Source organism: Paucibacter hankyongi (assembly GCF_037482915.1).
GTDB classification, from domain to species: domain Bacteria; phylum Pseudomonadota; class Gammaproteobacteria; order Burkholderiales; family Burkholderiaceae_C; genus Paucibacter_A; species Paucibacter_A hankyongi.
On sequence record NZ_JBBHJX010000002.1, the window covers coordinates 15059 to 41405 of the forward strand.

At 64.4% G+C, this 26347-nt stretch carries 29 protein-coding genes; 14 read left to right on the plus strand and 15 right to left on the minus strand.

Going from position 1 to position 26347, the window contains the following annotated elements; genetic code table 11:
- Positions 1-37: 37 nt before the first annotated feature.
- The 3 genes from WG899_RS03500 (at position 38) to WG899_RS03510 (ending at position 1840) form a co-directional block, all read left to right on the plus strand.
- Complete coding sequence (locus tag WG899_RS03500; protein WP_339594236.1) at positions 38-550, plus strand: GNAT family N-acetyltransferase; 513 nt, start codon at positions 38-40, stop codon at positions 548-550.
- Positions 551-577: 27 nt separating this feature from the next.
- Complete coding sequence (locus WG899_RS03505) at positions 578-973, plus strand: VOC family protein (RefSeq protein ID WP_339594237.1); 396 nt, start codon at positions 578-580, stop codon at positions 971-973.
- Between the two features lie 63 nt (positions 974-1036).
- On the plus strand, positions 1037-1840 hold the full coding sequence (locus WG899_RS03510) for an META domain-containing protein (RefSeq protein WP_339594238.1): 804 nt from the start codon (positions 1037-1039) through the stop codon (positions 1838-1840).
- A gap of 52 nt (positions 1841-1892) precedes the next feature.
- Here WG899_RS03510 and WG899_RS03515 read toward each other — a convergent pair whose 3' ends face one another.
- The 3 genes from WG899_RS03515 to WG899_RS03525 all read right to left on the minus strand — a co-directional run bounded on the left by WG899_RS03515 (position 1893) and on the right by WG899_RS03525 (position 3356).
- Positions 1893-2681, minus strand: coding sequence for a substrate-binding periplasmic protein (locus WG899_RS03515; protein WP_339594239.1), 789 nt, complete (start codon positions 2679-2681; stop codon positions 1893-1895).
- Positions 2682-2787: 106 nt separating this feature from the next.
- On the minus strand, positions 2788-2979 hold the full coding sequence (locus WG899_RS03520) for a helix-turn-helix transcriptional regulator (RefSeq protein ID WP_339594240.1): 192 nt from the start codon (positions 2977-2979) through the stop codon (positions 2788-2790).
- Positions 2976-3356, minus strand: coding sequence for a hypothetical protein (locus tag WG899_RS03525; protein ID WP_339594241.1), 381 nt, complete (start codon positions 3354-3356; stop codon positions 2976-2978). Before WG899_RS03525 ends, WG899_RS03520 begins: the two co-directional genes overlap by 4 nt.
- 180 nt (positions 3357-3536) lie before the next feature.
- Between WG899_RS03525 and WG899_RS03530 the strand changes: the two genes are divergently transcribed.
- Complete coding sequence (locus WG899_RS03530) at positions 3537-4187, plus strand: glutathione S-transferase family protein (RefSeq protein WP_339594242.1); 651 nt, start codon at positions 3537-3539, stop codon at positions 4185-4187.
- A 24-nt stretch (positions 4188-4211) separates the two neighbouring features.
- Here the strand turns inward: WG899_RS03530 and WG899_RS03535 are convergent, their stop codons facing one another.
- The 6 genes from WG899_RS03535 to WG899_RS03560 form a co-directional block, all read right to left on the minus strand.
- Complete coding sequence (locus tag WG899_RS03535) at positions 4212-4679, minus strand: MaoC family dehydratase (protein WP_339594243.1); 468 nt, start codon at positions 4677-4679, stop codon at positions 4212-4214.
- A 23-nt stretch (positions 4680-4702) separates the two neighbouring features.
- Positions 4703-5077 carry a hypothetical protein gene (locus tag WG899_RS03540; protein WP_339594244.1) on the minus strand — a complete coding sequence of 125 codons (375 nt, stop codon included), beginning with the start codon at positions 5075-5077 and terminating at the stop codon, positions 4703-4705.
- Between the two features lie 102 nt (positions 5078-5179).
- On the minus strand, positions 5180-5941 hold the full coding sequence (locus WG899_RS03545) for an FAD:protein FMN transferase (RefSeq protein ID WP_339594245.1): 762 nt from the start codon (positions 5939-5941) through the stop codon (positions 5180-5182).
- Between the two features lie 9 nt (positions 5942-5950).
- Positions 5951-6517, minus strand: coding sequence for an FMN-binding protein (locus WG899_RS03550; RefSeq protein ID WP_339594246.1), 567 nt, complete (start codon positions 6515-6517; stop codon positions 5951-5953).
- Positions 6517-7731 carry a putative porin gene (locus tag WG899_RS03555; RefSeq protein ID WP_339594247.1) on the minus strand — a complete coding sequence of 405 codons (1215 nt, stop codon included), beginning with the start codon at positions 7729-7731 and terminating at the stop codon, positions 6517-6519. The genes WG899_RS03550 and WG899_RS03555 overlap by 1 nt, the downstream gene beginning before the upstream one ends.
- Positions 7732-7876: 145 nt before the next feature.
- Positions 7877-9109 (minus strand): cytochrome-c peroxidase, encoded by a 1233-nt coding sequence (locus WG899_RS03560; RefSeq protein ID WP_339594248.1) that lies wholly within the window; start codon positions 9107-9109, stop codon positions 7877-7879.
- Positions 9110-9300: 191 nt separating this feature from the next.
- Here WG899_RS03560 and WG899_RS03565 point away from each other — a divergent pair, with 191 nt between their 5' ends.
- The 4 genes from WG899_RS03565 to gstA all read left to right on the plus strand — a co-directional run bounded on the left by WG899_RS03565 (position 9301) and on the right by gstA (position 11659).
- Complete coding sequence (locus WG899_RS03565) at positions 9301-9921, plus strand: helix-turn-helix domain-containing protein (protein ID WP_339594249.1); 621 nt, start codon at positions 9301-9303, stop codon at positions 9919-9921.
- Complete coding sequence (locus tag WG899_RS03570; RefSeq protein WP_444718810.1) at positions 9881-10450, plus strand: GNAT family N-acetyltransferase; 570 nt, start codon at positions 9881-9883, stop codon at positions 10448-10450. Before WG899_RS03565 ends, WG899_RS03570 begins: the two co-directional genes overlap by 41 nt.
- Positions 10451-10639: 189 nt before the next feature.
- Positions 10640-10975 (plus strand): PspC domain-containing protein, encoded by a 336-nt coding sequence (locus WG899_RS03575; RefSeq protein ID WP_339594251.1) that lies wholly within the window; start codon positions 10640-10642, stop codon positions 10973-10975.
- 75 nt (positions 10976-11050) lie between these two features.
- The gene (gene gstA, locus WG899_RS03580) at positions 11051-11659 is read left to right on the plus strand and encodes a glutathione transferase GstA (protein WP_339594252.1); all 609 of its coding nucleotides are present in this window, start codon (positions 11051-11053) and stop codon (positions 11657-11659) included.
- Between the two features lie 28 nt (positions 11660-11687).
- On the opposite strand, the gene WG899_RS03585 is transcribed toward gstA, so the two are convergent.
- From WG899_RS03585 to WG899_RS03595, 3 genes are read right to left on the minus strand one after another with little or no spacing between them, the layout of a single operon-like run.
- Complete coding sequence (locus WG899_RS03585; protein WP_339594253.1) at positions 11688-12389, minus strand: ABC transporter ATP-binding protein; 702 nt, start codon at positions 12387-12389, stop codon at positions 11688-11690.
- A gap of 4 nt (positions 12390-12393) precedes the next feature.
- Positions 12394-13668, minus strand: coding sequence for an ABC transporter permease (locus WG899_RS03590; RefSeq protein ID WP_339594254.1), 1275 nt, complete (start codon positions 13666-13668; stop codon positions 12394-12396).
- A gap of 8 nt (positions 13669-13676) precedes the next feature.
- Positions 13677-14963 (minus strand): efflux RND transporter periplasmic adaptor subunit, encoded by a 1287-nt coding sequence (locus WG899_RS03595; RefSeq protein WP_339594255.1) that lies wholly within the window; start codon positions 14961-14963, stop codon positions 13677-13679.
- Positions 14964-15102: 139 nt separating this feature from the next.
- Between WG899_RS03595 and WG899_RS03600 the strand changes: the two genes are divergently transcribed.
- The 3 genes from WG899_RS03600 (at position 15103) to WG899_RS03610 (ending at position 19280) form a co-directional block, all read left to right on the plus strand.
- Entirely contained in the window at positions 15103-15711 is a 609-nt protein-coding gene (locus tag WG899_RS03600; RefSeq protein ID WP_339594256.1) for an NUDIX hydrolase, read from the plus strand.
- A gap of 21 nt (positions 15712-15732) precedes the next feature.
- Positions 15733-16584, plus strand: coding sequence for a YHS domain-containing (seleno)protein (locus WG899_RS03605; protein ID WP_339594257.1), 852 nt, complete (start codon positions 15733-15735; stop codon positions 16582-16584).
- 761 nt (positions 16585-17345) lie between these two features.
- Positions 17346-19280: a TonB-dependent siderophore receptor gene (locus WG899_RS03610; RefSeq protein ID WP_339594258.1), complete on the plus strand. Its 1935-nt coding sequence runs from the start codon at positions 17346-17348 to the stop codon at positions 19278-19280.
- A gap of 126 nt (positions 19281-19406) precedes the next feature.
- Here the strand turns inward: WG899_RS03610 and WG899_RS03615 are convergent, their stop codons facing one another.
- Positions 19407-20285: a DUF3034 family protein gene (locus tag WG899_RS03615; RefSeq protein WP_339594259.1), complete on the minus strand. Its 879-nt coding sequence runs from the start codon at positions 20283-20285 to the stop codon at positions 19407-19409.
- Positions 20286-20442: 157 nt separating this feature from the next.
- On the opposite strand from WG899_RS03615, the gene WG899_RS03620 reads away from it, so the two are divergent.
- The 3 genes from WG899_RS03620 to WG899_RS03630 are packed head-to-tail and all read left to right on the plus strand — an operon-like array spanning position 20443 to position 23965.
- Complete coding sequence (locus tag WG899_RS03620; RefSeq protein WP_339594260.1) at positions 20443-20877, plus strand: group I truncated hemoglobin; 435 nt, start codon at positions 20443-20445, stop codon at positions 20875-20877.
- Between the two features lie 32 nt (positions 20878-20909).
- On the plus strand, positions 20910-21530 hold the full coding sequence (locus tag WG899_RS03625; RefSeq protein ID WP_339594261.1) for a methylamine utilization protein: 621 nt from the start codon (positions 20910-20912) through the stop codon (positions 21528-21530).
- A gap of 20 nt (positions 21531-21550) precedes the next feature.
- Positions 21551-23965, plus strand: coding sequence for a bifunctional diguanylate cyclase/phosphodiesterase (locus WG899_RS03630; protein ID WP_339594262.1), 2415 nt, complete (start codon positions 21551-21553; stop codon positions 23963-23965).
- A 48-nt stretch (positions 23966-24013) separates the two neighbouring features.
- Here WG899_RS03630 and WG899_RS03635 read toward each other — a convergent pair whose 3' ends face one another.
- Together WG899_RS03635 and WG899_RS03640 are read right to left on the minus strand one after the other, a co-directional pair.
- Positions 24014-25597: a thioredoxin family protein gene (locus WG899_RS03635; protein WP_339594263.1), complete on the minus strand. Its 1584-nt coding sequence runs from the start codon at positions 25595-25597 to the stop codon at positions 24014-24016.
- A gap of 197 nt (positions 25598-25794) precedes the next feature.
- On the minus strand, positions 25795-26250 hold the full coding sequence (locus tag WG899_RS03640; RefSeq protein WP_339594264.1) for a hypothetical protein: 456 nt from the start codon (positions 26248-26250) through the stop codon (positions 25795-25797).
- Positions 26251-26347: the final 97 nt, after the last annotated feature.

A 26347-nucleotide genomic window follows, 5' to 3' on the forward strand; every position in this document is an offset into this window, starting at 1 on the left:
GTAGCGAATCGACCCTTCCTTCCGACAGCCGACCTTGATGCGCACCCTCGAAAGCTCACGCCTGCGAATCCGAAGACTCGACCCTACGGCCGATGCCGGCTTCATGCTCCAGCTCTTGAATGACCCGTCTTGGCTGCACTTCATTGGCGACCGCGGGGTTCGGACCTTGGACGATGCCCAGCGCTACATCCTCACTGGCCCGGTTGAGATGTACGCGCGGCTGGGCTTTGGCTTTTGCGCGGTGGAGCTCAAAGCGACGGGCGAAGCCATCGGCATTTGTGGCCTGTCGCAGCGAGATTATCTGGATGGCCCCGATCTTGGTTTCGCGCTGCTGCCGCAGTTTTGCGGCCAGGGCTATGCCTTGGAAGCGGCGACGGAAGTGCTTCGCTTTGCGCAGCAAGATCTGGGGCTCAAGCGTGTGCTGGCCACGACACGCCCCTACAACCTGGCCTCGCAGGGGCTGCTGAGCAAGCTGGGTCTGCACCAGGAGCGTACCTTCACCCTCCCGGACAGCGGGCGAGAGCTGTTGCTCTACGCCTGGGTCGCATAATGGGTCTTCAACTCGAAAGTTAGCTCTATGCCAGGACCCGCCCGCGCCGGCGCCATGATTTACGCCCACAGCCTGCCCCGGCTGTCGAATTTTTATCAACAAGTGCTGGCGATGCAGGTGCTGCACGCGGGCGCCGAGCATCAGGTGCTCGAGTCTGCCGATATGCAGCTGGTGATTCATGCGCTTGCGGCGCCGATTGCGGCCAGCTTCAGCATCAGCAGTCCGCCCGCGGTACGCGAGGAGCAGGCCATCAAGCTGTTCTTTACCGTGCCCAGCATTGCGGAAGCGGGCGAGCGTGCACGGGCCTTGGGTGGTGAGGTGTTCGGCCCCAGCTACGCGGGGCCGGGCTTCACTGTGCGCAATGCCTATGACCCCGAGGGCAATGTATTCCAGTTGCGGCAGAGCCTCGACGCCACAGCGTGAAGCTTGCCTGCCTTGGTGTGAACGTGAGCGGCGCGACCTTGATCAAGCCGCAGGAGGATTTGAATGATGGCTTTGCTGAACAAGACCGGTGTTTCCGCCGCCGTGGCCGGATGGCTGCTGACGCTCAGTTTCCAGGGATGCTCGGCCGTGTCACCCGCTAAACCGGAGCTGCCGCCGGCGCTGGAGGGTTCGGCCTGGGTGCAGAGTGCAGGCGCTGGGTCGCCAGCGCCGCATGGCGCGACGATTCGCTTCGAGGCCGGCCGGGTGGTCGGCAGCGATGGCTGCAATCGCTTTTCGGCGCCCTACAAGAGCCAAGGTGCGAGCTTTGAGTTGGGGCCGCGCGGCGCTTCTACCATGATGGCTTGCCCGCCCGAGATTGAGGCGAGGACGCAAGCCTTTATGGAGGCCTTGCACAAGGCCAAGAGCTACCGTGTCAGCGGCCAGGGGATGTTGGAGCTGCTGGGTGCCGACGGGCAGGTGCTGCAAGCGCTGGCCCCGCAGCCGATGTCTCTGGTCGGCATGCAGTGGAACGCGACCAGCATCAACAATGGCAAACAGGCCGTTGTCAGCCTGGTGGCGGGCAGCCATGTCACGCTGAATTTCAGCGCTGAAGGGCGTGTCAGTGGGTCGGCGGGTTGCAATCAGTTCAATGGGGCCTACCGGCTGGAGGGCGGCAGCAAGTTGTCGATCGGCCCGGTGGTCAGTACCCGGATGATGTGCATGGATGCCGGCGTGGCCGAGCAGGAGCGCGCCTTCTTGCAGGCGCTGGAGTCCGTCGCCACGCTGCGCATTGAAGGTACTCGCCTGGAGTTGCGGCGCGCCGATGGGGGCCTGGCCATTGGTCTGCAAGGGGCCAAGGGGCTTTAACTCTGTCCATGGTGGCGCTGGGCAGCGTTGAGGCAGCACCCAGCGATTGATCTCAGCGATTCGGCGGGAACATCCAGCGTTCGTAGATCTTCTTGGCGGTGCCGTCGTCGACCATGGTCTTGAAGACGGCGTTCACCTGCGCTTCGGCGCCGAGTTGGCTTGATTTCTTGGAAAAGGCCACCGTCAAATAGGTGGTGTTCAGCACCAGCACATCGCCGAATTCGGACTCTAAGCCGAGCTTGTGAATGATGTGCCCCAAGGACGACAGTGACCCGGCCACCGCTTTGGCGTCGCGCTGGGACACGGTGATGCGCACGGCCTGGGTGTAGTCCAACACCAGCTCCTTCCGTACGGCGGGGTCGCTATCAAAGCGCGGGTCTACCTTCAGGCCGCGCGGTGCGGCGGTGACGATGGCCTTGAGATCATCGTACTTCTTGAGCACCACGCCTTGACGTGCCCTGACGCCAAATTCCAGCGGCACAAAGGCGGTGCCGCGGTTGGCGTAGGCGGCGCGGGCATCGCCCCAGGCCATGATGGAGAAATCGATGTCGCCAAGCTGCAGATCCCGTTCCACCCGGGCGTAGGGCGTCAACATGCGCACGGTTTTATGGCCGCTGCGGCGCTCAAACTCTTTGAACAAATCCACCACGATGCCGACATAGGGCTCGTTGGCGGCGAGCACTGGATCGGGGTTGGGCTTGGCCCAGGGGTCGAGCTGAATCAGGTCAACCTTGAATTCGGCCGCCATGGCCACCGGCGCCAGTGCGCCTAGCAGCAGTGTTGCGGCCCAAGCCCAGGCGGACCGGCGGTTCAGCGGTTGACGAGATGAGACAAAAAGCACGGCCCCAATTTAGCAGAGCCGGCAGATCGGTCGTAACAAGAAGAAGCCGGCTTTGCGGCCTCTTCACGATCTGCCGCGTTCAAGCTGGGTCGGCGGTGGGCGGGTTTCAGTGGGCCGAGAAGATCGACTCGATCGGCATCTCGAACACCCGGGCGATGTCGAAGGCCAGCGGCAAGCTGGGGTCGTAGCGCTCGTTCTCGATCGCGTTGATGGTCTGGCGCGACACCTTCAGCCGTTCGGCCAACTCGGTTTGCGACCAGCCGCGCTGGGCACGCAGTTCACGCAGCAGGTTTTTCATTTGTAGCGCCTCGAGGCCAGCACCAGGCCCAGCATCCACAAGACGGCCATCAGCGGCCAGATCACAAACATGCTCAGGCGCGGGTAGCCCAGGCCCTCCAGGAAGCCATAGCTGAAGCTGATGAAGGCGGTGCCGGCAAAGGACATGGCCAGCGCCTCGAATTGGACGCGGCGCTGCAACTCATCCAGCCGCCCCAGTTGGCGCAGGATGGCCCAGACCACCAAGGCGGCCGGCAACATCGGGCTCAGCGCCAACAGGTCGCGCCCGGGTGAGGACATGTCGTCATGGCTGTTCAGCCAGCTGATCGAGCCGACCAAGATCCCCGCATAAGCCAGCAGTGCCATACCGAGTTCTTTCAAATACTGTTTGTGGTTCATGCTTTGTTGCTCCTTGTGGTGTAAAGCATGCTTTCCACTGTAGCCCTTGTGATCCGCCGTGTAAAGCATGTTTTACATGTTTTGCGAAAATTCTTGCAGCGACCGGCGAGCGAGGCCGTAAGGCTAGGATGCTGGAGCCGTTTCATCGCAACACTGCCACTCACTTTTCGCCCACACACCATGGTTCAACTGCACTACTACCCCAGCAATGCCAGCATGGCCCCGCACCTCTTGCTGGAAGAAATCGGCCTGCCCTTCGAGTTGAAGAAGGTCGACCGTGACAACAATGCGCACAAATCGCCGGAGTACTTGAAGCTCAATCCGAATGGGCTGATTCCGGTGCTGGTGGATGGGGACATCGTCTTGTACGAGACCGCCGCCATCCTGATGCACCTGGCCGACACGCATCCGGCTGCGCAACTGGCACCGGCGCTGGGTAGTGCCGAGCGTGCGCAGTTTTACAAATGGATGGTCTGGTTGACCAACACGCTGCAACCGGCCTTGCTGGCCTACTTCTACCCGGAGCGTTGGGTGAAAGAGGGCAACACCGAGGGCGTCGCCGAAGTGAAAGCTCAGGCCGAGGCCCGCGTCCTTGCTTTGCTGGATCAGCTGGAGGCGCAATTGGCCAGCCATGGCCAAGCCTGGGTGCTGGGCGCGAACTACAGCGCGGTCGATGCGCTGGCCTTTATGTTGTGCCGCTGGACGCGTGGCTTTGCCAGCCGCCCGGCGCGCGACTTTGCGCAGATTGGCGCTTATCTGCAGCGCATGGCGGCGCGCCCGGCCCTGCAGCGCATGCTGGCTACCGAGCAGCTGAGCGCACCCTGGTACTGAGGCGACATCAAGTCGCCCCTGGGCCTAGTTGGACGGCGGGACCTCGCGGCGCGCGAACATGGTCCATCCTTCCATGCTCAGCACTTGCTCATCGGCCTGGTTGAAGACCGCCCATTCGGAGCGCACCAGGCCAATCTGAGGCCGGCTTTGGCTGCCGCGCGCGGTCAGCACCGTCATGCGGGCGCGCAGCGTGTCGCCGGGCCGCACCGGCTTGAGCCAGCGCAGGCCGTCGATGCCGGGCGAGCCTTGGCTGGTCGAATCCAGCAGATAGGCGTCGCACATCATGCGCATCAGCATCGCGCAGCTGTGCCAGCCGCTGGCCGACAAACCGCCCAGCACCGAGGCCTCGGCGGCCACTTCGTCCAGGTGCAGCGGCTGCGGGTCAAAAGCGGCGGCAAAGGTCAGTACCTCGTCGCGGCTGACCTGCTTGCTTCCCAGGTCAAAAACGCGGCCGGGGGTGAAGTCTTCGAAGGCGTAGGTTTTTGCACTCATGGCCTGAGTCTATAGAGACTTACTCAGGACTTCTTGCGGCGTCGATGCAGCCACCAGGCCGGCAGGCTGAGCAGGCCCAGCAAAGCATGAGTCCAGCCAAGCGGCTCGCGCAGACCTTCGGGGGCGAAGTAGTACAGGACATACGCGGTCAGCACCGACAGGCCCAGCAGGCCGCTGAGCAGCAAGCCGGTATTGCGTTGTCGGATTCGCCGGTGGCGGCGGGTCAGCTTCCAGCCGGCCGGGATATGGGTGCCGCCGATGGCACCGAGGGCCAGCAGGGTGAGAAAACTGGCGAGCCCATGCAGCCGCATCAGCCAGGGTTCGGCGACCGAGGGCAGGGCGTCCTCGGCGCGTCCAAGGTGGATCCACAGCCAAGCCAGACCGCTGATTGGCAGCAAGGCAAAAGCCAGGTAGAAACAGCGTTTTTGCCAGCGGGGGAGTTTCAGTAAAAGCTGCGAGGTCACGGGGTAATTCGTTCGGGGCCAGGTCTTGCCTAAGCGTCAATGCAGCCAGGCTTGAGCGCCCAGGCGCGCCAACAAGGGGTGTGCAGTATCGCCGCTGGCGGCGACGATCTTGGTCAGCGCGTCGGCCCAGAGGCAGCGCGGTGCCGCTACGCTGACATGGCAGACGCTGCTCGCGGCACGGTCGCCGCTCAGGTGGCTGCGGCTGCCGGGGGCAAAGTGGCTGGTCGCGAAAGCGCCTTGCTCTAGCAGGCCAAACTCGCGTACACCGCCGCTGCGCTCATCGCGCAGGCGCAGGCTGACGCTGCGCGGCCCGCTCACGCGCAAATCGCCGCCCGCATTGACGCAGGCCCAGGCGGCACCGGCTTGGCGCAAAGCGCCGAGGGCGCGATCGACGGCCCAGCCCTTGGCGATGCCGCCCAGGTCCAGCCGGGTCTGCGCCTGCAGCTTGAGCAAATGACCCTCGCGCAGCTGCCAGCCGCGATCTGGGCCTTGGCCACTGCCCTGGCTGATGTCAAACAGGCCCAGGCTGGCCCTTTGGAGCGCCCGGGCCGCCCACAGCAGACGCAGACTGGGAGTCGGTACCGCCAGCGCTGTGCCTGCCGCCGCGGCATTGAAACGGGCAATCAGGCTGTCCGATTCAAAGCGTGACAAGTCCGCCTGCACCGTTGCGATGGTCGCGAAGCCCAGCTCAAACCAGGCCGCCGGCGCATCCGCTGCAAGACTGATCTCCACCAACGTGCCCAGCAGCGGCCGGGCGCGGCGCTGCGCCGCTGCGGGTTCGAGTGGCGCCGCCTGCAAGGCCGGGCCTCAGGCCAGCAGGCCGTTGCGCCGGGCCAGGTCCAGCACCATCACGATGCGCTTGACGCCCTCGGTCACATGGCTGCAGCTCAGTGTTGCTCCGCTGATATTGGCGACGTCTTCACCGACCTGCAGAGGCGCGGTCGCGTTCTTGCCGACGAATTGTTTGCGCCAAGCGGGCAGGCGGATCTCATGGCCGTGGCTTTCGCGGTAAGAGAGGATCTCGATGCCGCGCACGCGGCCGTCCTGCCCCAGGCCGACGGCATAGCTGATCAGTTCAAACTTGCCCAAGACCTCATCGGCCACCACCACGCCCAGCAAATCTTTGCCGCGCCATGCCAGACGCAGGGCCCAACGAGCGCTGCGAGGCCTGATGCCGGTTTGGCGCAGTTGCTGCAGCTGATCGGCATCCAGGCTCAAGTCGCGCGGCTCGAAGCGATCCGCCTCAGGGAACAGCAGCTTGGCGGCCTGCTCGGCGCTCAGGTAGTCGACGGCGAAGGCGCTGCTCGGCGCAGTGGCCATGACGACGCAGGCGCTCGCCGCGAGCGCTGTGGCCGGCGCCAAACTGAGGCGCATCAGAAGCTCCAGCCGACGCCGAGGTTGAAGCGGTCGCCGTCCTTGTTCTCGCGGAAGCGCTGCACATCGGTCTTCAAGACCACGCCCTGCGCAATCCTGAAGTTAGCACCCAGGGTGATGACGCGTTCATGGGGCTGAACCGCAGGGGTCAGGCCCTGGCCCAGATCGGCGTAGCCGCTGGCGGTGTTGAATTGTTCCCAGCGCACAAAGGGCAGCAGCGCGTAGTTGGCGTGTTCCCAGAGCTTGTAGCCCGCCTGGGCATACCAGCCCTCAAAGCTCTTGGGGATCAACGCGTTGCCGCCGATCAGCGGCGCATTCAGCCGTGCCGTGTTGGAGATGCTGCCGCGACTGTAGAGCGCGCTCAGGTCCCAACGGCCCGGCGTCCAGCGGGCGTGCAGGTCCCAAAGGGTGATGCGGGCGTCGGCCGCGGCCTGCTTGTGGCTGGCCTGGCCGCTGAACACGCCGCCGCCCACTTGCAGGCCGGGGATGCCGCGCCAGTTCAGGGCGCCGAACCAGGCTAGGTCATGGGCCTTGGCCAGCGCCATCTCTTGGTGGATGGCGCCCAGCGGCGACTCACGGCCCTCGCTGGCGCCGGCGTCCCATTTGTTCAGGTCGAAGCTGGTGGAGAGGCCGCCTTGGACGGTGATGCCGTTGTCGAAATTACCGACCAGCTGGAAGCCGCCTTCCCGCCAGGTGCTCGGAATGATGGCGGTCTCGACAAAATTGCGCTCGACGCCGAAGAAGGCCGGCGGCTCATGGTTTTCGTTCAGCAAACCCAGTGGCATCAAGAACAGACCGCCGCGCACCGCCCAGGTCGGAGTCAGCTGATGTTCGACGTAAGCCTGCTCGATGGCGACCTCGCCCGGGTCTCCGGCGCTGCTGACGCCGTGCTCCACTTCGATCTCGGTGACGATCTTGGTTTTTTCGTCGACGCGATGTTGCAGCGACAAGACCAGCCGGCGTAGATCGGCCTGGGCGTCTTGGCTGTGATTGCGCGGGCGGTTGTAGTTCAGCTCGGCATAGCCGCCCAGCACGGTGCTGGGTTCGGCACGCCGCTCGGTCTCGGCGGCCATGGCGCTAGCCTGCGGCTGCGCTGCCACGGCGGCCTGCGGCTTGCTGGCTTCTGCCGCACGTTGTTGCTGCTGTTGTTGCAGTTGCCCCAACTCGGCGCGCACCTTGCCCAGTTCGGCCGCCAATTGGTCAAGCCTGCGCATCAACTCAAGTTCAGTGGCGCTTTGGGCCTGGACATTCAAGGCGCCAAGACCAAGACTGAGGGCGAGGACGAGAGGGGAGAGGGTCAGGCGGTTTTTCATGTGGAGAGTAGGGGCAAGAATTTGGAGCGAGTGGCGGCCATGCCGCTTATTTTTTGTAGCCGTCGCTGAGCGTGCTCAAGAAGGCCAACACATCGTCGATCTCGGCATCGTTGAGTGCGGGTGCGTCGCCGGGTTTGCGGTTGTATGGGCCTTCCTTGACATTGACATTGGCCTTGTAGGCCTCGGGCAGGTCATCAAAGACGTTGACACTGCCATCGGCGCGGCGTGAGTACCAGCGCGCCGGATCGGTGTCACGGCTGACGTAGAAGCTCAGCACCTCTTTGAGGGAGCTGAAGCTGCCGTTGTGGAAGAAGACCTTGCGCAGTGCCACATTGCGCAGTGAGGGCACCTTGAATTTGCCGCACAGCTCGGGCTTGCCGGCCAGGTCGCCGCCATCGCGAGCGCACAGGCCCAGATCGAAAAAGGCCGGGTCGGCGTTTTGGCTCAGCTTGCTATTGCGCGGCACGCCCAGGTTGTCATAGGTGAAGTCAGTGAACAGCGGGAAGCTGCCATCGCTGCCCTTGGCGGACGGGTGGCAAGCCGCGCAATTGCCCTTGTCCTTTGCGTTGAACAGGGCCAGGCCACGCAACTCCTGTTCACTCAGGCTGGCGCGGCCGCGCAGCACCTCGTCAAACTTACTGCTGAAGGGGCGGAACTCGCTGGACTCCAGCTGAAAGCTCTGCAGCAAAAAGCCGGCACGCTGCAGCGCCTGCTCGGGTTTGTCGAAGAAGTCGGCGCCAAACATCTGGCGCAACTCGGCGGCGTAGTCGGCCTTGGCCAGGCGCCGGGTGAAGTCGGCCGCATCGACATTGGCCATTTCCTTGGGGTTGAGGAAGGGGCGTGTGGCCTGGTCTTGCAGCGAGGTCGCCCGTCCGTCCCAGAAGAAGCCGCCGCTGGGTGTGCCGTCCGCCGCGATCTGGAAAGGCTTGTTGGCGGCCAAGTAGCGCATGCCGGGCGAGCTGCGGCCGCCCTGTTGATCCAAGAGCGCACCGCCCAACTGGGCCGACAAGGTATTGGCGCCGGCGTGGCCGGTTTCGGGCGCGTGGCAACTGATGCAAGCCTGCCGCCCGGAGGCCGACAGGGAAACGTCTTTGAAGATCTTCTCGCCCAAGAGGGCTTGTGTGCTGCGCGCGCCGTCCTGATTGGCGTTGCTGACGCCGGTACTCGGCAGGGCATCGGCGCTACTGCCCCCACTGCCGCCGCCGCAGGCCACCAGTAGGCCGGCGAGGCCTAAAAGCAGCAGTCGGCCGGAGGCCTTGGCGTTCGATGAAAGAAGCATGTCAGAGAAACTAAATTGAATTCAGCAATAATAACGATTCGCATCTGCAATTGTGGTGATGGCAATGCGAAAGCTTGCGTTCGATCAAGATCGCGTGGCGCCGGCGCATCGTTTCAGGCCGAGTGCGATTGCGGCCTTGCAACTTGGTCAGCTTGCAAAATCATCCAGTTTTATGGATACTAAATTCCATCATGCTGGAATCAACCCAAATTAATCCTCTGAATCAGCGCATCGCCGACCGGCTGCGCAAGCTGCGAGCCGAGCGGGGCCTGTCTTTGGAGGCGCTGGCGACGCGCTGCGGCGTCAGTCGTTCGGCGTTGTCGCTGATCGAGCGGGCCGAAAGCAGCCCCACCGCGGTGCTGCTGAACAAGCTGGCGACCGGGCTTGGCGTGACCCTGTCTTCGCTGTTGGAAGAGCAGCACCCCGCCGAGTTGGATGGCATGAAGTTAGCGCCGGCTTCGCCAGTAGCCCGCTTGGCTGAACAGTTCATCTGGCAGGACCCGGTCTCGGGCTATCTGCGGCGCAGCGTCTCGCCGGCCGGCGTGGCGTCACCGATGCAGATCGTTGAGGTGCAGTTTCCGGCTGGCCAGCGTGTCGCCTTTGAGAACGCGCCGGGGGCCTTGGCCCAGCATCAACAGATCTGGATGCTGGCCGGTGAGATGGACTTCGGCATCGGTGACGAAACCCATCGCTTGAGCGCCGGCGACTGCCTGGCCTTCACCCTGGATCGCCCGACTTTTTTCTTCAACCCCGGCCAGCAAACCGCCCGCTATGCCGTCGTCATCGTCGCAGAGACGGCCATCAGGAAATAAGTCAGTGAACACTGAAGCTTTGAAAGTCCGACGCCTGCCGCAACTCGAGCAGGCGCACATTGAGCAACTGGCTGACGTGCTGCTGGACTGTGTGGCCGGCGGCGCCTCGGTCGGCTTTATGCAGCCCTTGGCCACCGACAAGGCCCTGGCGTTTTGGCGCCGTATTGCCGCCGATGTGGCGGCTGGCGCCCGCGCCCTGCTGGTGGCCGAGGACGAGCAAGGCATCGTCGGCACCGTGCACCTGGTGCTGGACCAACCGGACAACCAGCCCCATCGCGCTGATTTGTCCAAGATGCTGGTGCACCGGCGGGCGCGCCGCCAGGGTCTGGGTGCGACCTTGATGCGGGGCGCCGAGGACTTGGCGCGTGACTGCGGCAAGACCCTCTTGGTGCTGGATACCGTCACTGGCGGCGACGCCGAGCGGCTGTATACGCGCTTGGGCTGGACGCCGGTTGGCGTCATCCCCGGTTATGCGCTTTGGCCGGAAGGCGGTGCTTGCGGCACGACCTTGTTCTACCGGCCGATCTGAGCGTCGCAAAGCCAGGCTTCGCTGCACGTCCGTGGCACATGCCGCGCCTGAACAATGTCGAACTGCTTCGTTTTGGTCGGCCAAGACTGCACTCTGTCGCAAGTGCGCGCTGCGCCGAGTAAGTGGCGCGTTAAGCTGGCGGCATGGAGGTCTTGTTGGGCCGCCTGAACATGATTCGAGGAGAACGCAATGTCAGACAGCATCGAATTGGAAAAACTGGCCGAACTGCACCAGCGCGGTGTCTTGAGCGCCGAGGAATTTGCCCGCGCCAAAGAGCGTTTGCTGAATGGCTCGGCTGCCAAGCCGCATGCGGCTTCGGGCGAGATACCGGCCATGGCCGCCATCAACGAGCTGCGCCGCAGCCGAGAGGACCGTTGGTTGGGCGGTGTTTGCGGCGGCATCTCGCGCATCACCGGCATTGACGCCTGGATCTGGCGCCTCTTGTTCACCTTGTTGGTGCTGTGTGTGGGCACCGGGTTGTTTGTCTACATCCTGCTGTGGATCTTCGTACCCGAAGATCAATAAACCGAGCCCGAGCAGGCGAATCCAATTCGGCGTAGGCTTGCGCGTCTTTTCAAACCGCAAGGGAAACCATTCATCATGAAGCTCTACTACAGCCCCGGCGCCTGCTCCTTGTCCCCCCACATCGCCTTGCGCGAGGCCGGTTTGCCTTTTGAGCTGGTGCTGGCCAGCACCAAGACCAAGAAACTGGTCGACGGTACCGACTTCAACACCATCAACTCCAAGGGCTCGGTGCCGGTCTTGGAGCTGGACAACGGCGAGCGCCTGACCGAAGGCCCCGCCATCGTTCAGTACATCGCTGACCAGGCCCCGGCCTCGAACCTGGCCCCGGCCAACGGCACGATGGCGCGTTACCGCCTGCAGGAGTGGTTGAACTTCATCACTTCCGAATTGCACAAGGGCTTCTCGCCGCTGTTCAACCCGGTCACCACCGAAGAGTACAAGCCGCAGGTGCGTGCCAAGCTGGCCGAGCGTTTTGCCTGGATCAACCAGCAGCTCGAGGGCAAGTCTTTCCTGATGGGCGAGCAGTTCACGGTTGCCGATGTTTACTTGTTCGTGGTCTCCAACTGGGGCCAATACGTCGGCGTCGATGTGGCCGGCTTCCCGAATCTGGTCGCTTTGCGCGCCCGTGTGGCCGCTCGACCAAGCGTGGTCGAGGCCATGAAGGCCGAGGGCCTGATCAAGTAAGTGGCTAGGTTGGCAGGGTTCGGCGGCCTCAGCCGCTGACCATGCCGTCGATCACCTGAATCGTGCGGTCGCAGCGCGCCGCCAGGGCCGGGTTGTGGGTCACAAACAGCATGGCCGTGCCCTGTTCCTGGTTGACGCGGCGCAAGAGGTCAAAGACCGCGTCGGCGCTTTTGGTGTCCAGATTGCCGGTCGGCTCGTCCGCCAGCACCAGCGCCGGGCGCATCGCCAGGGCCCGCGCCACGGCCACGCGTTGCTGTTGGCCGCCACTCAGATTGCCGGCCAGATTGTCTTGCCAGCGGGTCAACCCAACGCTGGCGATCAGCTCCTGCGCCCGTTCGCGCATCTCGGCATTCGGGAAGCCAGCCGCGCCCAGCATCGGCATCATCACGTTCTCTAGCGCGCTGAAGGCGCCGATCAGGTGGTGGTACTGGAAGACAAAGCCGATGTTGTGGCCGCGCAGCCGGGTCAGCGCCTGATCCTCGAGCTGGGTGGTTTCTTCGCCGCAGATCGACAGCGTGCCGCTGCTGGGCCGGTCCAGCAGGCCGACGATGTTCAGCAGCGTGCTCTTGCCCGAGCCCGAGGGCCCCATCACCGCGCAGAACTCGCCCGCCTGCAGACTCAGGTCGATGCCGTGCAAGACCTCGGTCTCGATGTCGGTGCCGGGGTTGAAGACCTTGCGCACCGCCCGCAGTTGCACCACCGGGCCGGCCGCGTTGAGCTTTGTTGTCATTGAATCAGCCACGGATGGCCACCACGGGGTCAAGTCTTGCCGCGCGCAGCGCCGGGGCAAAGGCGGAGATCAGCCCGGTCAGCGTGGCCAGCAGCAGCGCCAAGGCAAACAAACGCGGGTCAAACACCATGGGGAACAGCGGCGTGCCGTCGGCATTGCGCGCATAGCGCTGCCAAAGCAGCAAGGCGCTGGCGCCAATGGCGCTGCCGACCAGCGAGCCCCCCAAGCCGAGCAGCCCGCCCTGCAGCAGGAAGACGCGCAGGATTTGCGCCTGCGACACGCCCATCGCCCGCAGAATGCCGATCTCGCGCGACTTTTGCACCACCACCACCACCAGCACGCTGGCGATGCCGAAGGCCACCGACAGGCCGACAAAGAAGCGGATCGCGGTGTTGGCCGTGGTCTGCGCGCTGATGGCGGAGAAGAACTGTGCGCTCGATTTGATCCAGCTGTCAGCCTCCACGCCGGTGCTGGCCGCAATGCGCTGGGCGATTTGCTCGGCGGCGTAGACGTCATGCACCGTCACATCCAGGCTGCTGACCCCGCCGGGCAGCCCGAGCAGGCTTTGCGCGCTGTGCAGGGCGACGAAGGTGCTGCGCAAATTGGCGCCCTTGTTGCCGAGGTCAAAGATGCCGACGATGTTCAGCGTGCTGATCGCCGCGGCTGAATTGGAAGCGGTCGCCCCGGCGCCCGCAGTGGCGGTGCTCAGCCGCAGCTTGTCGCCGACATCAACGCCCAGGTCGGTGGCCAGGTCGGTGCCGATCAGGATGTCGGTGCTGCCCAGATTGGCGTGGCCGCGCAGCAGCTTTTCGGGCAGATCGACGATGCGGTAATAGAGCTCGGGCTCGATGCCATTGACCGAAATGGCCCGGCTGGCATTGCCGCGCAAGAGCAGGGCCGAGCCATTCACCAGCGGCGACACCACCTTCACATCGGGCATGGCGCGCACCTGCGCGGCCACGGCCTGCCATTGGTCAATCGACTTCAGGCGTTGCTGCGGCGCTTGGATGATGGCGCCGGGCTGCTCGGTCGGCGAGGCCGGCCGCAGCGCTCGGGTGACTTGCTGTGGCGGCAGCAATTGGATATGCGCTTGTGCCGACAAGACGCGTCGGATGAAGTTGCCCTGCAAGCCGGCCAGCAGGGCCGACATGAAGACGATCACTCCGACGCCGATGGCCACGCCGCCGATGATGAACAGGGTTTGCAGCCGCCCCTCGCGCAAAAAGCGCAGCGCCACGATCCACTCAAAGGGCAGCCAGGGTTGCAGTTTGCCGGCCATGCGCTTGCCTAGGGTTGGGTGGGGGCGCTGGCGGCCAGGGCGGGGCGCTCCACCGTCGCGTTAGGTGTTGGTTTGGCGCGCACGCGTGCGCCGGCCTCCACCGGCTCGCTGGCCAGCAACAGGCGGTCCCCCTCGGCCAAGCCGGCCAGCACTTCGGAATGGCCACCGCTGCGCAGGCCCAGTCGCACCGCTTGCTTTTGGGCGCGGCCACTGGCTTCGTCCAAGCGCAGCACCCAGGGCGAGGCGCTCTGCAATTCACGCACGGCGCTGAGCGGCACCAGCAGGGCCTGCGGCTTGCGGGCCACCTCGATGTCCACGGACACCGTCATGTCTTGGCTCAAGCGGGCCGGTGGCGCGGCGACATCGAGCTTGACCTCCACCGCGCCGGTCTGTGCATTCACCGCCGGGTTGATGAAGACCAGTTCGGCGGCGAAGCGCTGCTCGGGGAAGGCATCGGCCGAGGCCAGCGCTTTTTGGCCGGGCGCGATCAGGCGCAGATTGCGCTCATCAATGTTCAAGACCAGCTGGGTACGCCCGGCGGGCGACAAGGTCATCATCAGCTTGCCGGCCTGCACCACATCGCCAACCTCAATGCTGCGGCCGATCAGCGTACCGGCGGCCGGCGCGACGATGCGGGTGTAGCGGGTGCGGGCCGCGGCCGCTTCGGCGCTGGCTTGTGCCTGGGCCAGCGCGGCCTGGGCCAGTGCGTGGTCGCTGCCGCTGGGGCGCAGCGTTTCGGTCTGCTTCTGGGTCAAGCGCCATTGCGCGTCGGCCAGTTCCAGCGCATTGCGCGCCTGGTCCAGCGCGGCCTCGCCAATAAAGCCCTGGGCAAACAAGCTCTGTTGGCGGCTCAGCTGGGTCTTGGCGATATTCAGATTCGCCAGCGCCTGGCGCTGCTGTTGCTCGGCCACCGGGGCTTGCAGTTCTGCCAGCTGGCGCAGCCGCGCCTGGGCCTGCTGCACCGCTAACTCGGCCTGGCGCTGGCTGGCGCGCAACTCGGTGGAATCCAGCTCCACCAAGACATCGCCGGCCGCAACCCGCTGCCCTTCGGCCACCGGCACACGCGCCACCGTGCCGGTGATCTGCGCGGCAATGTCCACCCGGTGCGGCGTCTCGACCCGGCCACTGGCCACCACCGACTGCACAAAGTCGCGCCGCAACACCGTCTCGGTCGCCACCTCCGGCCCTCGCCAACGGAACCAAGTCAGGATCAACAAGCCCACCAGCACGGCCAGCAGCGCAAGCTTGGACTTCCAGCCCAGGCCCTGAAGCCATGTGGTGAGGTTCAATTTCATGCAGCGATGTCCGGTGGTGTCAGCAGGCCTCAGTCTCGGGCGCCGCGGCCGACTCAGTCTTGCGATAGGTCAAGCCTGCATTCGAGGCTTGCCAGGCGGCTACTCAGGAAGGCAAAACTCGGCTGAGACAATTGGGGCCATGCCTAACCCTTCACTTCGTTCGCAAGCTCTACAGGTCTTGAACGCCTATCTGGCGCAGCGCTTTCCAGAGGAGGCTGCGCGTTTGCAGGCCCTGGGCCAGCAACTCGCCGAGGACGCGCAAGACCCGTTCTGCCGTAGCAATCTGCGCGGCCACATCACCACCAGCGCGGTGGTGTTGGACCCAGCGGCTCAGCAAATTCTGTTGATTCACCACAAGACCCTGGACCGCTGGCTGCAGCCCGGCGGCCATTTCGAGGCCAATGATGCAGCCGACCCTTTGCTGGACTCGGCCCTGCGCGAGGCGAGCGAGGAAACCGGGGTGCACCAACTGCTGCCGCACCCCGAATGGCGCGACCGGGCCTCGGGCCTGGCCCTGCCTTTTGACATCGACAGCCACGCGATCCCGGCCAACCCGCGCAAGCAAGAAGGCCCGCACTGGCATCACGACTATGCCTACCTCTTGTTGGCAGATGCGGCGCAGGGCTTGAGCCCGCAGATCGCCGAGGTTCATGCGGCGGCCTGGGTGCCGCTGTCCGAGCTGGCACTGCTGCCCGATCAGCGCATGCGGGTGCTGGGGGAAAAGCTGTTGCGCTTGGGGTTCGCGTAGATCGCCAAAGGTTTTTTTGCCTTGCCCAGCCAGGCTGATCCAGGGTTTGGCGAATGGAGCGAAGCTGCTGTCTGGCTGCGTCGACAGGAAGGCGCATCGAGGTCAATAGTCGCTGGCCATCTGCAGCTATCCGGTAGCGCAGTTTTCTGGTGTTTACATTTCTCCTCTTCCATCCTCTGCGACGTCTCGTCGCCCTTTGTTGCAGCACACGACCAACACTTTCAGCGGGCAGTGAAACCGCTTGATGACCCAGCGCAACTCGTCGATCATCGGCACTCCTTTCGGGATCAATGGCCTGGGCAGGTTGGCGGCGAACGCCTATTGCGACAACAACGCAAGATGGAGCCCTCCGGGCCGCTGGACATTGACTACTTAGGAGCTTGGATGAAACTTGTAGCAAACCTGCTGGTCGCGATAGCGATCCTATTTGCCGGTCCCGTGCAGGCGGGGAGTTTTGTTAACACGATTGGGTCACCGGGTGGAGTTGCCATCCAAGGGTACGACGCAGTCGCCTTTCACCTGGATAAGCGCGCGGTCAAGGGCGTCGCTGAATTCAGCGTCGCGTGGGCAGGCGCGACCTGGTGGTTCGCCTCGGCTGAAGCCAAGGCAAAGTTCGAAACCGACCCTGAGCGCTGGGCGCCCCAGTACGGTGGCCATTGCGCGCTGGGAATGTCCGAGGGCTACGTCAGCAAGAAGCCAACTAGCGGGCGCTTTGACATCCAGGAGGGCAAGCTTTACCTCTTTCCCGCGGGAACCAACTCTCCCGACGGACCCTACAACGACTGGCGCCGCTTCGGAGGCCCGGCTGTGCGCATGAAGAAGGCCGACGAGAACTGGACTCGCTTCAAGCCGGAGTTGGAGGCTCAACCCTAACGGGGCGGCCCCTGAGACTCACTTCGAAGTGTTTGGGTGAACCGATAGCAGCTTGACGCGCACGACTTCCATCTCCAGTGCCTCGAGCGCGTGGGCGAACCAGGGAGCTAGCTTTCGAAATATAGGCTCGCGGCCAGCCTGGGCAAGTTGTCTAGAGTGGCAGAGAAATCGAAGCTCCTGCCAGGTGAAGGTTGGTAGGCCGCGCAGCGTGCGAGATTGTTTCGTGCTCAGAACGGCCCTTCGTTTGGGCGGAGATCACGCCGCCCGGGGGCTCTGCGCCGCTCCTGTCCCCCGCCCCGGGCTTGCGCCCGGGGCTCCTCCTTAACCTCGCGTCGCAGAACCCCCAAGCGTCCTGATCCAGCGCGGCCGTGCTCCCTCGACGCGGAAGCATATCGGTGGAACTGCCGAGTGGCGTCGGTGGTGCGATTCCGCGAGGTTAAGGAGGAGCCGGCGCCTGCAAGGCGACGGCGGGGGACAGGAGCGGAATTGCGCCGCCGGCGGCGCTCGGCACCCTGCTAATCCACAAAGTTCCGCTTCGGGCACATCGCCGCTACTGAAGACCTGCAAGCTGGCCATTGCCAGCGGTCAAAAAGTCCGTTCGCAAGGCCCATGCACCGAGTCGCAGTTGATATGGCCCCAAAAGGCCTCCTCACCCCCCCCTGACTTTCGCTTGGGTCATGCGGATCGCCTAGACTGCGCGGCTTTGCGTGATTGGCGCCTTGACCGCAGGGCGGCCACATCCCAAGAGCGGCCCCGTATTCATGAAGCTTCGATTTCCAGCACCGGCCCTGCCGACATTTCTTGCCTTGAGCCTGGCCGCTTTGGGCTCCGCCCAGGCCAATGATGCCGCCGTGCAAGCTGCCAGCGATGCCTTTGGCACCAGCATTGGCCGTGAGACCATTGGCCTTTACACCAGCAGCAGCGTGCGTGGGTTCTCGCCCACTGCAGCGGGCAATGTGCGGGTGGAAGGCTTGTACTTCGACCAGGTCTGGGGCATCAGCGCGCGGCTGCGCGAATCCAGCCGGGTGCGCGTGGGTTTGTCGGCGCAGGGCTTTGCCTTCCCCGCGCCTACAGGTATCGTCGACTACAGCCTGCGCCGCCCCTTGGAAGATGGCCGCAGCAATGGCCAGCTGATGCTGACCGCCGACAGCTGGGGCGCGCAGTTTCTAGACCTGGACTTCAACCAAAGCTTGGCCGAGGGCAAGGCCGCTGTGACCGGCGGCCTGTCGCTGGGCCTGCCCGAGTACACCAACGGCACCAAGGGCCAGTACGGCACCGGCAGCCTGGCCTTCTGGTGGCGGCCGCAGGCCAGCACCGAAGCCATGGTCTTCGTCTCGGCCATCGACACCCCGTTTGACCGCACCGGCCCGCAGGTGTCCAGCGCCGACGCCGAGCTGCCGCCGCTGGGCGAGCAGCGCAAGTTCCAAGGGCCAGACTGGGCCAGCTACCGCGGCACCGGCCGCAACTACGGCGGCCTGCTGCGCCATGCTTTTGATGCGCAATGGCAGTTGCGAGCCGGGCTGTTCCATTCCGAGTTCGACGACCGGGCCGGCTTCAGCAATCTGCTCTTGAACATGAAGCCGGACGGCACGGCGCAGCGCCTCATCATTGTCGACGCGCCCAGCAAAGTGGCGTCAGACAGCGGCGAGCTGCGGCTGAGCTGGGCCTTCAGCCCGGCACCTTGGGCGCAGCGCCTGCACCTGCAACTGGCCGGCCGCGCACGCGATCGGCGCTTGGGCGATTCGCAGACCTTTGACTATGGCCGCATGAGCCAGACCGAAGCCTTCCAGCCGCCCGAGCCGGTGTTCAATTTCTCTGACAAGCAAAGCGTGGACGAGGTGCGTCAGTCTTGGCTGGGTCTGGCCTACGAGCTGCGCTGGGCGCAGCAACTGGAGCTGAATGCCGGCCTGCAGAAAACCCAGTACCGCAAGCGCGTCAGCCGCCCCGATCAGCCCATGGCTGAAACCAGCGACGCACCGCTGCTCTACAACCTCAGCGCCGCCTGGCACTGGAGCCCGACCCTGGCCTTCTACGCTGGTTTGACGCACGGCCTGGAAGAAAGCGGCGTGGCCCCCGGCAACGCCAGCAACCGCAACCAGGCTATGCCGGCCATCAAGACCTCGCAGCATGATGCCGGCCTGCGCTGGCAGATGCACCCCAAGATGAAGCTGGTGGCCGGCGTCTTTGAGGTCAGCAAGCCTTATTACAACCTCGACGCCAAGCAGCTCTTCACCGAGCTGGGCGAGGTGCGGCATCGCGGCGTCGAGATCTCGCTGAACGGCCAACCAGCGCCCGAGTGGCAGCTGGTGGGCGGCGCGGTGCTGATGCAGCCGCGCGTACTGGGCGAGGGCGTGCGTCTGGGGCGTGTCGGCGCGCGGCCTGTGGGCCAGCCGGAGCGGGTCTTCAAGCTCAACGCCGTCTGGCGGCCTGCGGCCCTGGGCGGCTTGAGCCTGGATGCCGGCTTGAACCACACCGGCGCCATGCCCGCCACCCGCGACAACCGGGTCGAGCTGCCCGCCGGCACCGAGCTGGACTTGGGCCTGCGCTGGCCCTTCCAGTTAGGCGCTCAGCCCTCGGCCTTGCGACTGCTGCTCAGCAATGCGCTGAATCGTCGCAGCTACGAGCTGCGCGGCAGCGGCAGCTATGCCGAGCGGCCCTGCCGCCTGCTGGCGCTGACGGTTGATACCCGCTGGTAGCAAGAAACGGGTATAGCGCGGCGAAGAAAACCCAGCGAAGCGGTTCTGGCTAGGCGGCCCGGCGTAGACAGTACTGGCGTACGGCAAGCCGGGCCAACGCCGCCAGAAGGGTTTTATTCGCTGCGCTCAGAACTGGGCTTGCAGCGAGACATAGCTGCTGCTCTGCTGCGTCTTGTTGGCGATCTGACCCAGGTCCAGATAAGCCACGGTCAGGTTCAAGTTCGCCTGAGGCCACCAGGTCACAAAGAGGTCCAGCGCGCGGGTTTCGGGCGCCGCGCTGAGCAGGCTGGGCTTGCTGCGCCACTCCAGCCCCAAGCCCAGGTTGTCGCGCGGCAGCACGACCAGCGAACCCTCGGCATGCAGCTGGCGCGACTGGCCCCGGTCGCCGCCAAAACCGAGCAGCCCCATCTGGTTGGCTCTTGTGCCGCGCAGCGTCAGATTGCCCAGCAAATTGAAGCCGCCGGCCGCGCCCAGCCAGAGCTTGGTGGCGGCGATGTAGGGCTCGGTGTCTTGGTCTTGCCGGGCGCCCAGCAAGCGCGGCACAGCCGGGTCGCGGTTGCGTTTGTGTTGCAGGCCCAGGGCAATTTGCGGCAGCCAGCTGTCGGCGTCATAGACCGCGTCGCCCAAGACGCGCCATTTCAGGCCCAGCACCTCCAGGCCCAGGCTTTGGCCGGGCACGGTGTCCGAGAGGCCAAAACGCCAGCGTGCCAGCGACAGCTCCAGCCGGTCATAAAAACCCACCGCGGCACCGCCGGCTTCCAGCACGTAGCCACCGCGCGTCTCCACTCGGGTGACAAAGGCCGAGGCGCCGATTTGGTCGCGGCTGCCGCTGCCGGCAATGACCGCCCAGGGGCTGAGTCCCCCGCCGGCCGCGCCTTCCACTTGGCTGACGCCGGAGCTGCCTAGCAAACGGTCGCCGGCGTGGCTGAGTTGGGGGACCCAGGCCAGCAGGGCAAGGCTCAAAGCGCGCAGGAGGCGGGAGGGGTGGTCAGAAGTCACAAGCATGGAGCGCGTGTCTCAAGTCAATGGGGCGAAGGTCGATAAGAGGGGGCTGGGGGTGATAGGCGGCCATCACCCACACCGCGCCTTCTCCCTCATCGGACTTTTTCCACGCGGCTGAAGCAAAAAACGATTCGCTTCAGCGCTATTGACGCTTCTTGCCATGCTCGCCATCTGCCAACGCTTGCTGCTTTCTTTCTGCGCTGCTCTTGCCCTGTCGGCCTGCGCGCTGATGCCGCCCGCCGCCAGCTTGTACGAGCGCTTGGGCGGGCAGGCCGGCGTGTCCGCCCTGATGGGCAAGACCCTCAGCCGCGCCGCCAAAGACGCCCGCACCCAACGCAGCTTTGACGGCATCAAGCTGGCCCCGCTGCAAGAAAGCCTGACCGAGCAACTCTGCGCGCTGACCGGAGGTGGCTGCAAATACCAGGGCCAGGCGATGGATCTGGTGCACCGCGATCTGCGCATCGCCCATTCGGAGTTCGACGCTTTTGTCGAGATCCTGCGCCAGGAAATGGATGCCTCGGGGGTGGCCGCGCGCGAGAAGAATGAGCTGCTGCGCCTGCTGGCGCCGATGAAAACGGCTATCGTCAAGCCTTGAGCAAGTCGCTCGGCCTGCTGGATCAGAAGACGATGAAGACCTCAATTCGGCGCCTGCTACGAGGCAGTTTGTGGATGCTCGGCGCGCTGGGCAGTTCAGCCCTACAGGCCTTGCCCTGGACGATTCAACTCAACAACGCCGCCGGCAAACCACTGGCCGGTGCCGCCGTGGCGGTGGAAGTGCTCGGGCGCAGCAGCAAGACCAACGCCGCCAAGGCCGAGATGGGCCAACGCGAGCGGCAGTTTCAGCCACCGGTCTTGGTGGTGCAAACCGGCACGGCGGTGTCGTTTCCTAACTTTGATGTGGTGCGCCACCATGTCTATTCCTTCTCGCCGATCAAGGTCATCGACCTGAAGCTGTATTCGGGCACGCCGGCCGAGCCGATCGTGTTTGACAAGCCCGGCGTGGCCACGCTGGGCTGCAATATCCATGACCGCATGAGCGCCCATATCGTGGTGGTGGACACCCCGGTGTTCGCCGTGACCGACGCCAATGGCCAGGTCAAGTTCGATCTGCCTGCGGGCGAGCACCGCGTCAAGGCCTGGCATGCCAGCCTCAAGACACCCAGCTTGCAGGCCTTGCCGCAGCCTTTGACCGTGGGCCAAGAGGCCCAGGCCAGCGGCGCAGCGAGCAAGCTGGTATTGCCCGACTGAATGAATGACCGAGCGCGAAGATGCCTGACTACCTGAACCTGCGCCGGCTTGAGGGCCGCATCGTTGCCTTGTTCCTGGCCTTGCTGCTGGTGGTGCAGTTCGCCAGCTTTGGCTTGATTCGTTCCAGCATTGCGCGCAATGCCGATGCCTCCATTGCCAAGGAGCTACAAACCGGCGAGCGCATCTTCCGCCGTCTGCTGACACAGCGCGCCGACAAGCTGCACGACGCCGCCGAACTGCTGGCCAAGGACTATGGCTTTATCGACGCGGTGGGCCTGCCGCTGGCCGAGCAGGGCACGGTGGAAACCATCAAAGACGCGCTGGCCAACCAGGGTGAGCGCATCGGCGCCAGCTTGGTGGCTTACTTTGACAATGATCTGAAACTGGTGGCCGCCACGCGCGACGATGCAGCCTTGATTTCGCAGTTGCAGACCGAGCTCAAGCCTGGGGCCAAGCCCGCAGCCGAGACCGCCCGGTTGGCGCTGCTGGGCGGCCAGGTCTATCAACTGGCCTGGGCGCCGGTGAAGACGCCGGCCCAAGTCGGTTGGATTTTGATGGGCTTCGCGCTGGAAAGCGCCGTGCTGAAGGACTTGCAGCAGCTTTCGGACCTGCAGGCGGTGGTGGTGCGGCAGGACCAGGCTGGCATGCCTGGACATTGGGTGCGCCTGCTGAGCCTGTTGCCCGCTGAAGCGGCGGAAACATTGGTGGCGCAGATTCCGGCCGAAAGCGCCTTGTTTGCCGCCGCCGCCGGTGATGAAAACATGCGCGGCTTTCTGGCCCCCTTGCTGGACCCGGTGCAGGGCGCGCAGCAGCGCCTGGGCGTGCTGCTGCTGCGCTCCTTTGACGAAGCGGTGGCGCCTTACCGCGAATTGCAACTGACCCTGCTGGCCTTGACTCTGATCGGCGTGGCCGTGTTCGCGCTCGGCTCGGTGCTGATGGCGCGGCGCATCAGCGGGCCGGTGAAAGACCTCGCGCGCGCCGCCGAGCAACTTGGCCGGGGCGACTATCAGACGCCGGTGCAGCGCGCCTCGGGCGATGAGGTGGGCGATCTGGCTGCCGCTTTTGAGGCCATGCGCCAAGGCATTCAGGCCCGCGATGCGCGGCTGAACAAACTGGCCTTTACCGACGCCTTGACCGGCTTGCCGAACCGCTCTGGCTTCAGCGAAGGGCTGCAACAGCGCTTGCGCGGCGAGGCGCAGCCGTTGGCCGTCTTGCTGCTGGGCCTGGACCGTTTCAAGCATGTCAATGATGTGCAAGGCCACGACTTTGGTGACCAACTCTTGTGCGCGGTGGCCGCGCGTTTGCAGCGGCTGTTTGTGGACCGCTCGCACACCTTGGCGCGCTTAGGCGGCGACGAGTTTGTGCTGCTGCTCACCCAGGCCGATGAAGCGGCGGCGCGGGCCGCGGCCGAGCAGATCCGCAAAGACTTTGAAACCGCCGTGTCCTTGCAGGACCAGATGGTGGACCTCAGTGCCAGCATCGGCATCGTCTTGGCGCCTCAGCATGGGCAAGAGGGCAAGCAGCTGCTGAGCCGTGCCGCGCTGGCCATGTATGCCGCCAAGAAGCGGCAAAGCGGCTGCGTGGTCTACACCGCGCAGCTCGATGTGGGCAGCCAGGAGTCGCTGTCTTTGCTGGGTGACTTGCGCCGCGCGGTGGAGGGCGGCCAGCTGCGCCTGTATCTGCAGCCCAAGGTGGATCTGCAAAGCGGCCGCGTCATCAGCGCCGAGGCCTTGGTGCGCTGGCAGCACCCCGAGCGCGGTCTGGTGCCGCCGATGCAGTTCATTCCCTTTGCTGAGCAGACAGGTTTCATTCGTGAGCTGAGCCGCTGGGTCATGGCCGAGTCGGTGCGGGCCTGGGCCGAGCTGCGGCAGCAAGAGCTGGCCCTGCGCATCAGCGTCAACCTGTCGACCCGCGATTTGATGGACATCGACCTGCCAGCCAAGATTGCCGCCTTGCTGGCCGAGCATCAAGCGCCAACCGAGGCGCTGTGCCTGGAGATCACCGAGAGCGCCATCATGGACGATCCGCAGCGCGCGCTCGACACGCTCAATGAGCTGCACGCCATGGGCTTCAAGCTGTCGATCGACGACTTCGGCACCGGCTACTCTTCGCTGGCCTATTTGAAGGGCCTGCCGGTCGATGAGCTGAAGATCGACAAGAGCTTTGTGCTGGCCATGGAGAGCGATGTGGGCGACGCCAAGATCGTGCGCTCCACCATCGAGCTTGCCCACAATATGGGCCTCAGCGTGGTGGCCGAGGGCGTGGAAACCGGCAAGGCCTGGAAGATGCTGGCCGAGCTGGGTTGCGATGAGGGGCAGGGTTACTTCATCGCCAAGCCGATGCCGCAAGAGCAGCTGGCCGCCTGGCTGCAGGCCTGGCGTGCGCCAGACCTGAGCCAGGAGTCGGTGGAGACCTTGTTGGGCGCCTTGGGTTGAAGTACGAGGCTGAGGCCAGCTCAGCCGTTCAGCCGTTCAGCCTAAGGATTAGGCCTTCTTACCCGGCGCCTTCAGCAAGCCCTCGCAGGTGGCGCGCTGCTTGTCGGCGGTGTCCACCTTGCTGCAGATGCCGTCCAGCTGGGTCTTCAGGCGAGCGATGGAGGCGTCATGCTTGCCATCGGCATTCCACTTCTGCAGCGAGCTGCCTACGCGTTGCAGCGAACGGGCGCTGCGCTCGTAGAAGCTGCCCTTGTCTTGCGCGGCTTCGTTGAAGAGCTGGGCGGCGGTCTTCTCGATACGGGCGGCGTCTTGCGGCGCCAGCTCGGTCAGCGCGGCCACATAGCCCGAGCCCCATTGCAAGCGCGTGGCCGGGCCTTCGCTCTTGTTGAAGCTGTCTTCATACCAGCGCAGAGCCTCGTCCTTGCGGCCTTGCTTCTTGGCGTTGCCGCCCAGCTGGCTCATCAGGTAGTAGGGCGAGTGGCTCTTGGCCAGGCTGCTCTTCAGCAGATCGTCGCTGTCCTTCCACTGACCGGCTTGGCCCAGCAGATAGGCCGCCGAGCTGATGACGGCCTGGCGCTCGTAGCCATCGGTGATCTCGCGGTCAGCCTTGGCGGCGGCGTCCTTCACTTCTTTGACCAGGGCTGGGTTCAGCTTCGGCGCCAGTTCGGTCTTGGCCACATCCAAACGTGCCAGATCAAGGCGGGCGCCCAGAGCCCCCAAACGGTCAGCGCGCGACAGGCTGGCGTCGCTTTCCAAGCGCTTCAGCGCCACTTCAAACTCGGCGATCAACTTGCTGCGCGCTGCGCCGGCTTCGGGCGTTAGCGTCTTGACGATATCGCCAGCGCCATTCGTCAGCACGTCCATCTGCGCCCGCGCTTCAGCCGGGTTGGCCAGCACCTGGTGCACCAGCTCGTTCAGCTTGGCATCGACCTTCAAGCCGCCCTTGCCTTCGTTGTTGGCGGCCACGGCCTTCAGCCACAAGCGGGTGGTGGTTTCGGCATCCACGCCTTGCGAAGCGCCGGCCAGCTGCGAGAGCAGGGCGGGCAGCTCGGCGGCAGGCACCAGCTGCGATTCGCCGGTTTCCCAGGAATAGAAGCCCAGCAAACGCCATTCATTGGCGCTCAGCTTTTTGCCGGCCTTGGCGTCGGCCAAGACATCGCCCACCGGGCGGCCACCGGCCAAGCCCAGCTGCAGCACCTTGATGACTTGAGGCGCATCGATCTCGCCCGGCAGGCGGGTGATCTCGCGGCCATCGGCGCTGAACAAAATCATCGTCGGGTAGCCGCGCACCTTGAAGCGGGTGCCCAGCTTTTGCGCGCCTGGCGAGTCACCGTCGATATGCACCGGCACGATGGCCTGGGTCTGCTCGATGAAGTCCTGGCGGTTGAACAGCGTGGCCTTCAACTGGTTGCAAGGCGGGCACCATTTGGCGCCCCAGTACAGCAGCACCGGCTTCTTCTCGGCCTTGGCCTGGGCAAAAGCTTTTTCGATGTCCGCATCGGCGCTGGCCGCCTGCCAAGCCACGCTGGCCGTGGCGCTGGCTGCAACAGCCGCATGCGGCAGGCCCATAGCAAAAGCGGCAGCCAGGCTCAGGGAGGCAATGGCGAAAGCAGTGCGGTTCGGTTTCTTCATATGGAGCATCGTTCCGGTATCGGTTCAGCCCGGGTGAGGCTGAACTTCAAAAAATGGCGGTGCCGCATTGTGCGGCCAAGTCAAAGGCGGCGATATGAGGAAGATAACTGAGCTTATGAGGGGAACCCTGGGGTCTGCTTGGGAGCGCTGAAACTGGCGGGAGTCGCAACACCTGAGCCCGTGATACCCATAGCGCTTTAGTTCTCAAGGCGCTGCTGTCGCACAAGCCTCCACCCTTGTGCGGTCTTGCGGTAGGTCTGGCGTTCACGAACCGCGGGCGAGTTACGAGCGATTTCGCGGTACTCCGCAGTGAAGGACAAGAAGTCACCTTCGTGCTGCCAATCATCTCCCTTCCAGAAAACAAAGCAATAACGCTTCAGGGAAGAGCGAGCTTTCATGTCGGCAGCGTTCCAATTCTCTGGCGGAAGCAATAGCGGCTCAGCAGAGTCCCATTTGAGTTTTGCAGATACCTCCTCGGCTGAGAGCGAGGAGTTCACCAATTGCAGCAAGGTCCATTCAACCGCGGACGCTGCGTCAGTGGCTGCTTCTTTGACTTTCGGGTCTGGAATCGATGACAGCCCGAGGCCGAGATAGACCTTGGAGACGCGATGACCAACCTTGTCGCTGGTGCATGCGGTGATGCTGGAGGTCAACAGGACGGTGCTTAAAGCTGCCCAGAAAATTGAGCAGCACTTCCTTCGGTAGTTCAAAAATTCTCTCTCCGCTGATCCTGCGTTTGGGGGCCTGAAA

Coding starts and splice junctions, on each gene's coding strand:
- WG899_RS03595 (WP_339594255.1), bottom strand. CDS start 14,963: ATGAAATTGAACCTCACCACATGGCTTCAGGGCCTGGGCTGGAAGTCC.
- WG899_RS03535 (WP_339594243.1), bottom strand. CDS start 4,679: ATGAGTGCAAAAACCTACGCCTTCGAAGACTTCACCCCCGGCCGCGTT.
- WG899_RS03560 (WP_339594248.1), bottom strand. CDS start 9,109: ATGCTTCTTTCATCGAACGCCAAGGCCTCCGGCCGACTGCTGCTTTTA.
- WG899_RS03570 (WP_444718810.1), top strand. CDS start 9,881: ATGCCGTCGTCATCGTCGCAGAGACGGCCATCAGGAAATAAGTCAGTG.
- WG899_RS03550 (WP_339594246.1), bottom strand. CDS start 6,517: ATGCGCCTCAGTTTGGCGCCGGCCACAGCGCTCGCGGCGAGCGCCTGC.
- WG899_RS03565 (WP_339594249.1), top strand. CDS start 9,301: ATGCTGGAATCAACCCAAATTAATCCTCTGAATCAGCGCATCGCCGAC.
- WG899_RS03505 (WP_339594237.1), top strand. CDS start 578: ATGCCAGGACCCGCCCGCGCCGGCGCCATGATTTACGCCCACAGCCTG.
- gstA (WP_339594252.1), top strand. CDS start 11,051: ATGAAGCTCTACTACAGCCCCGGCGCCTGCTCCTTGTCCCCCCACATC.
- WG899_RS03520 (WP_339594240.1), bottom strand. CDS start 2,979: ATGAAAAACCTGCTGCGTGAACTGCGTGCCCAGCGCGGCTGGTCGCAA.
- WG899_RS03590 (WP_339594254.1), bottom strand. CDS start 13,668: ATGGCCGGCAAACTGCAACCCTGGCTGCCCTTTGAGTGGATCGTGGCG.
- WG899_RS03585 (WP_339594253.1), bottom strand. CDS start 12,389: ATGACAACAAAGCTCAACGCGGCCGGCCCGGTGGTGCAACTGCGGGCG.
- WG899_RS03575 (WP_339594251.1), top strand. CDS start 10,640: ATGTCAGACAGCATCGAATTGGAAAAACTGGCCGAACTGCACCAGCGC.
- WG899_RS03620 (WP_339594260.1), top strand. CDS start 20,443: ATGCTCGCCATCTGCCAACGCTTGCTGCTTTCTTTCTGCGCTGCTCTT.
- WG899_RS03525 (WP_339594241.1), bottom strand. CDS start 3,356: ATGAACCACAAACAGTATTTGAAAGAACTCGGTATGGCACTGCTGGCT.
- WG899_RS03610 (WP_339594258.1), top strand. CDS start 17,346: ATGAAGCTTCGATTTCCAGCACCGGCCCTGCCGACATTTCTTGCCTTG.
- WG899_RS03625 (WP_339594261.1), top strand. CDS start 20,910: ATGAAGACCTCAATTCGGCGCCTGCTACGAGGCAGTTTGTGGATGCTC.
- WG899_RS03635 (WP_339594263.1), bottom strand. CDS start 25,597: ATGAAGAAACCGAACCGCACTGCTTTCGCCATTGCCTCCCTGAGCCTG.
- WG899_RS03555 (WP_339594247.1), bottom strand. CDS start 7,731: ATGCGCAGGCTTGACCAATTGGCGGCCGAACTGGGCAAGGTGCGCGCC.
- WG899_RS03510 (WP_339594238.1), top strand. CDS start 1,037: ATGATGGCTTTGCTGAACAAGACCGGTGTTTCCGCCGCCGTGGCCGGA.
- WG899_RS03600 (WP_339594256.1), top strand. CDS start 15,103: ATGCCTAACCCTTCACTTCGTTCGCAAGCTCTACAGGTCTTGAACGCC.
- WG899_RS03530 (WP_339594242.1), top strand. CDS start 3,537: ATGGTTCAACTGCACTACTACCCCAGCAATGCCAGCATGGCCCCGCAC.
- WG899_RS03615 (WP_339594259.1), bottom strand. CDS start 20,285: ATGCTTGTGACTTCTGACCACCCCTCCCGCCTCCTGCGCGCTTTGAGC.
- WG899_RS03630 (WP_339594262.1), top strand. CDS start 21,551: ATGCCTGACTACCTGAACCTGCGCCGGCTTGAGGGCCGCATCGTTGCC.
- WG899_RS03500 (WP_339594236.1), top strand. CDS start 38: ATGCGCACCCTCGAAAGCTCACGCCTGCGAATCCGAAGACTCGACCCT.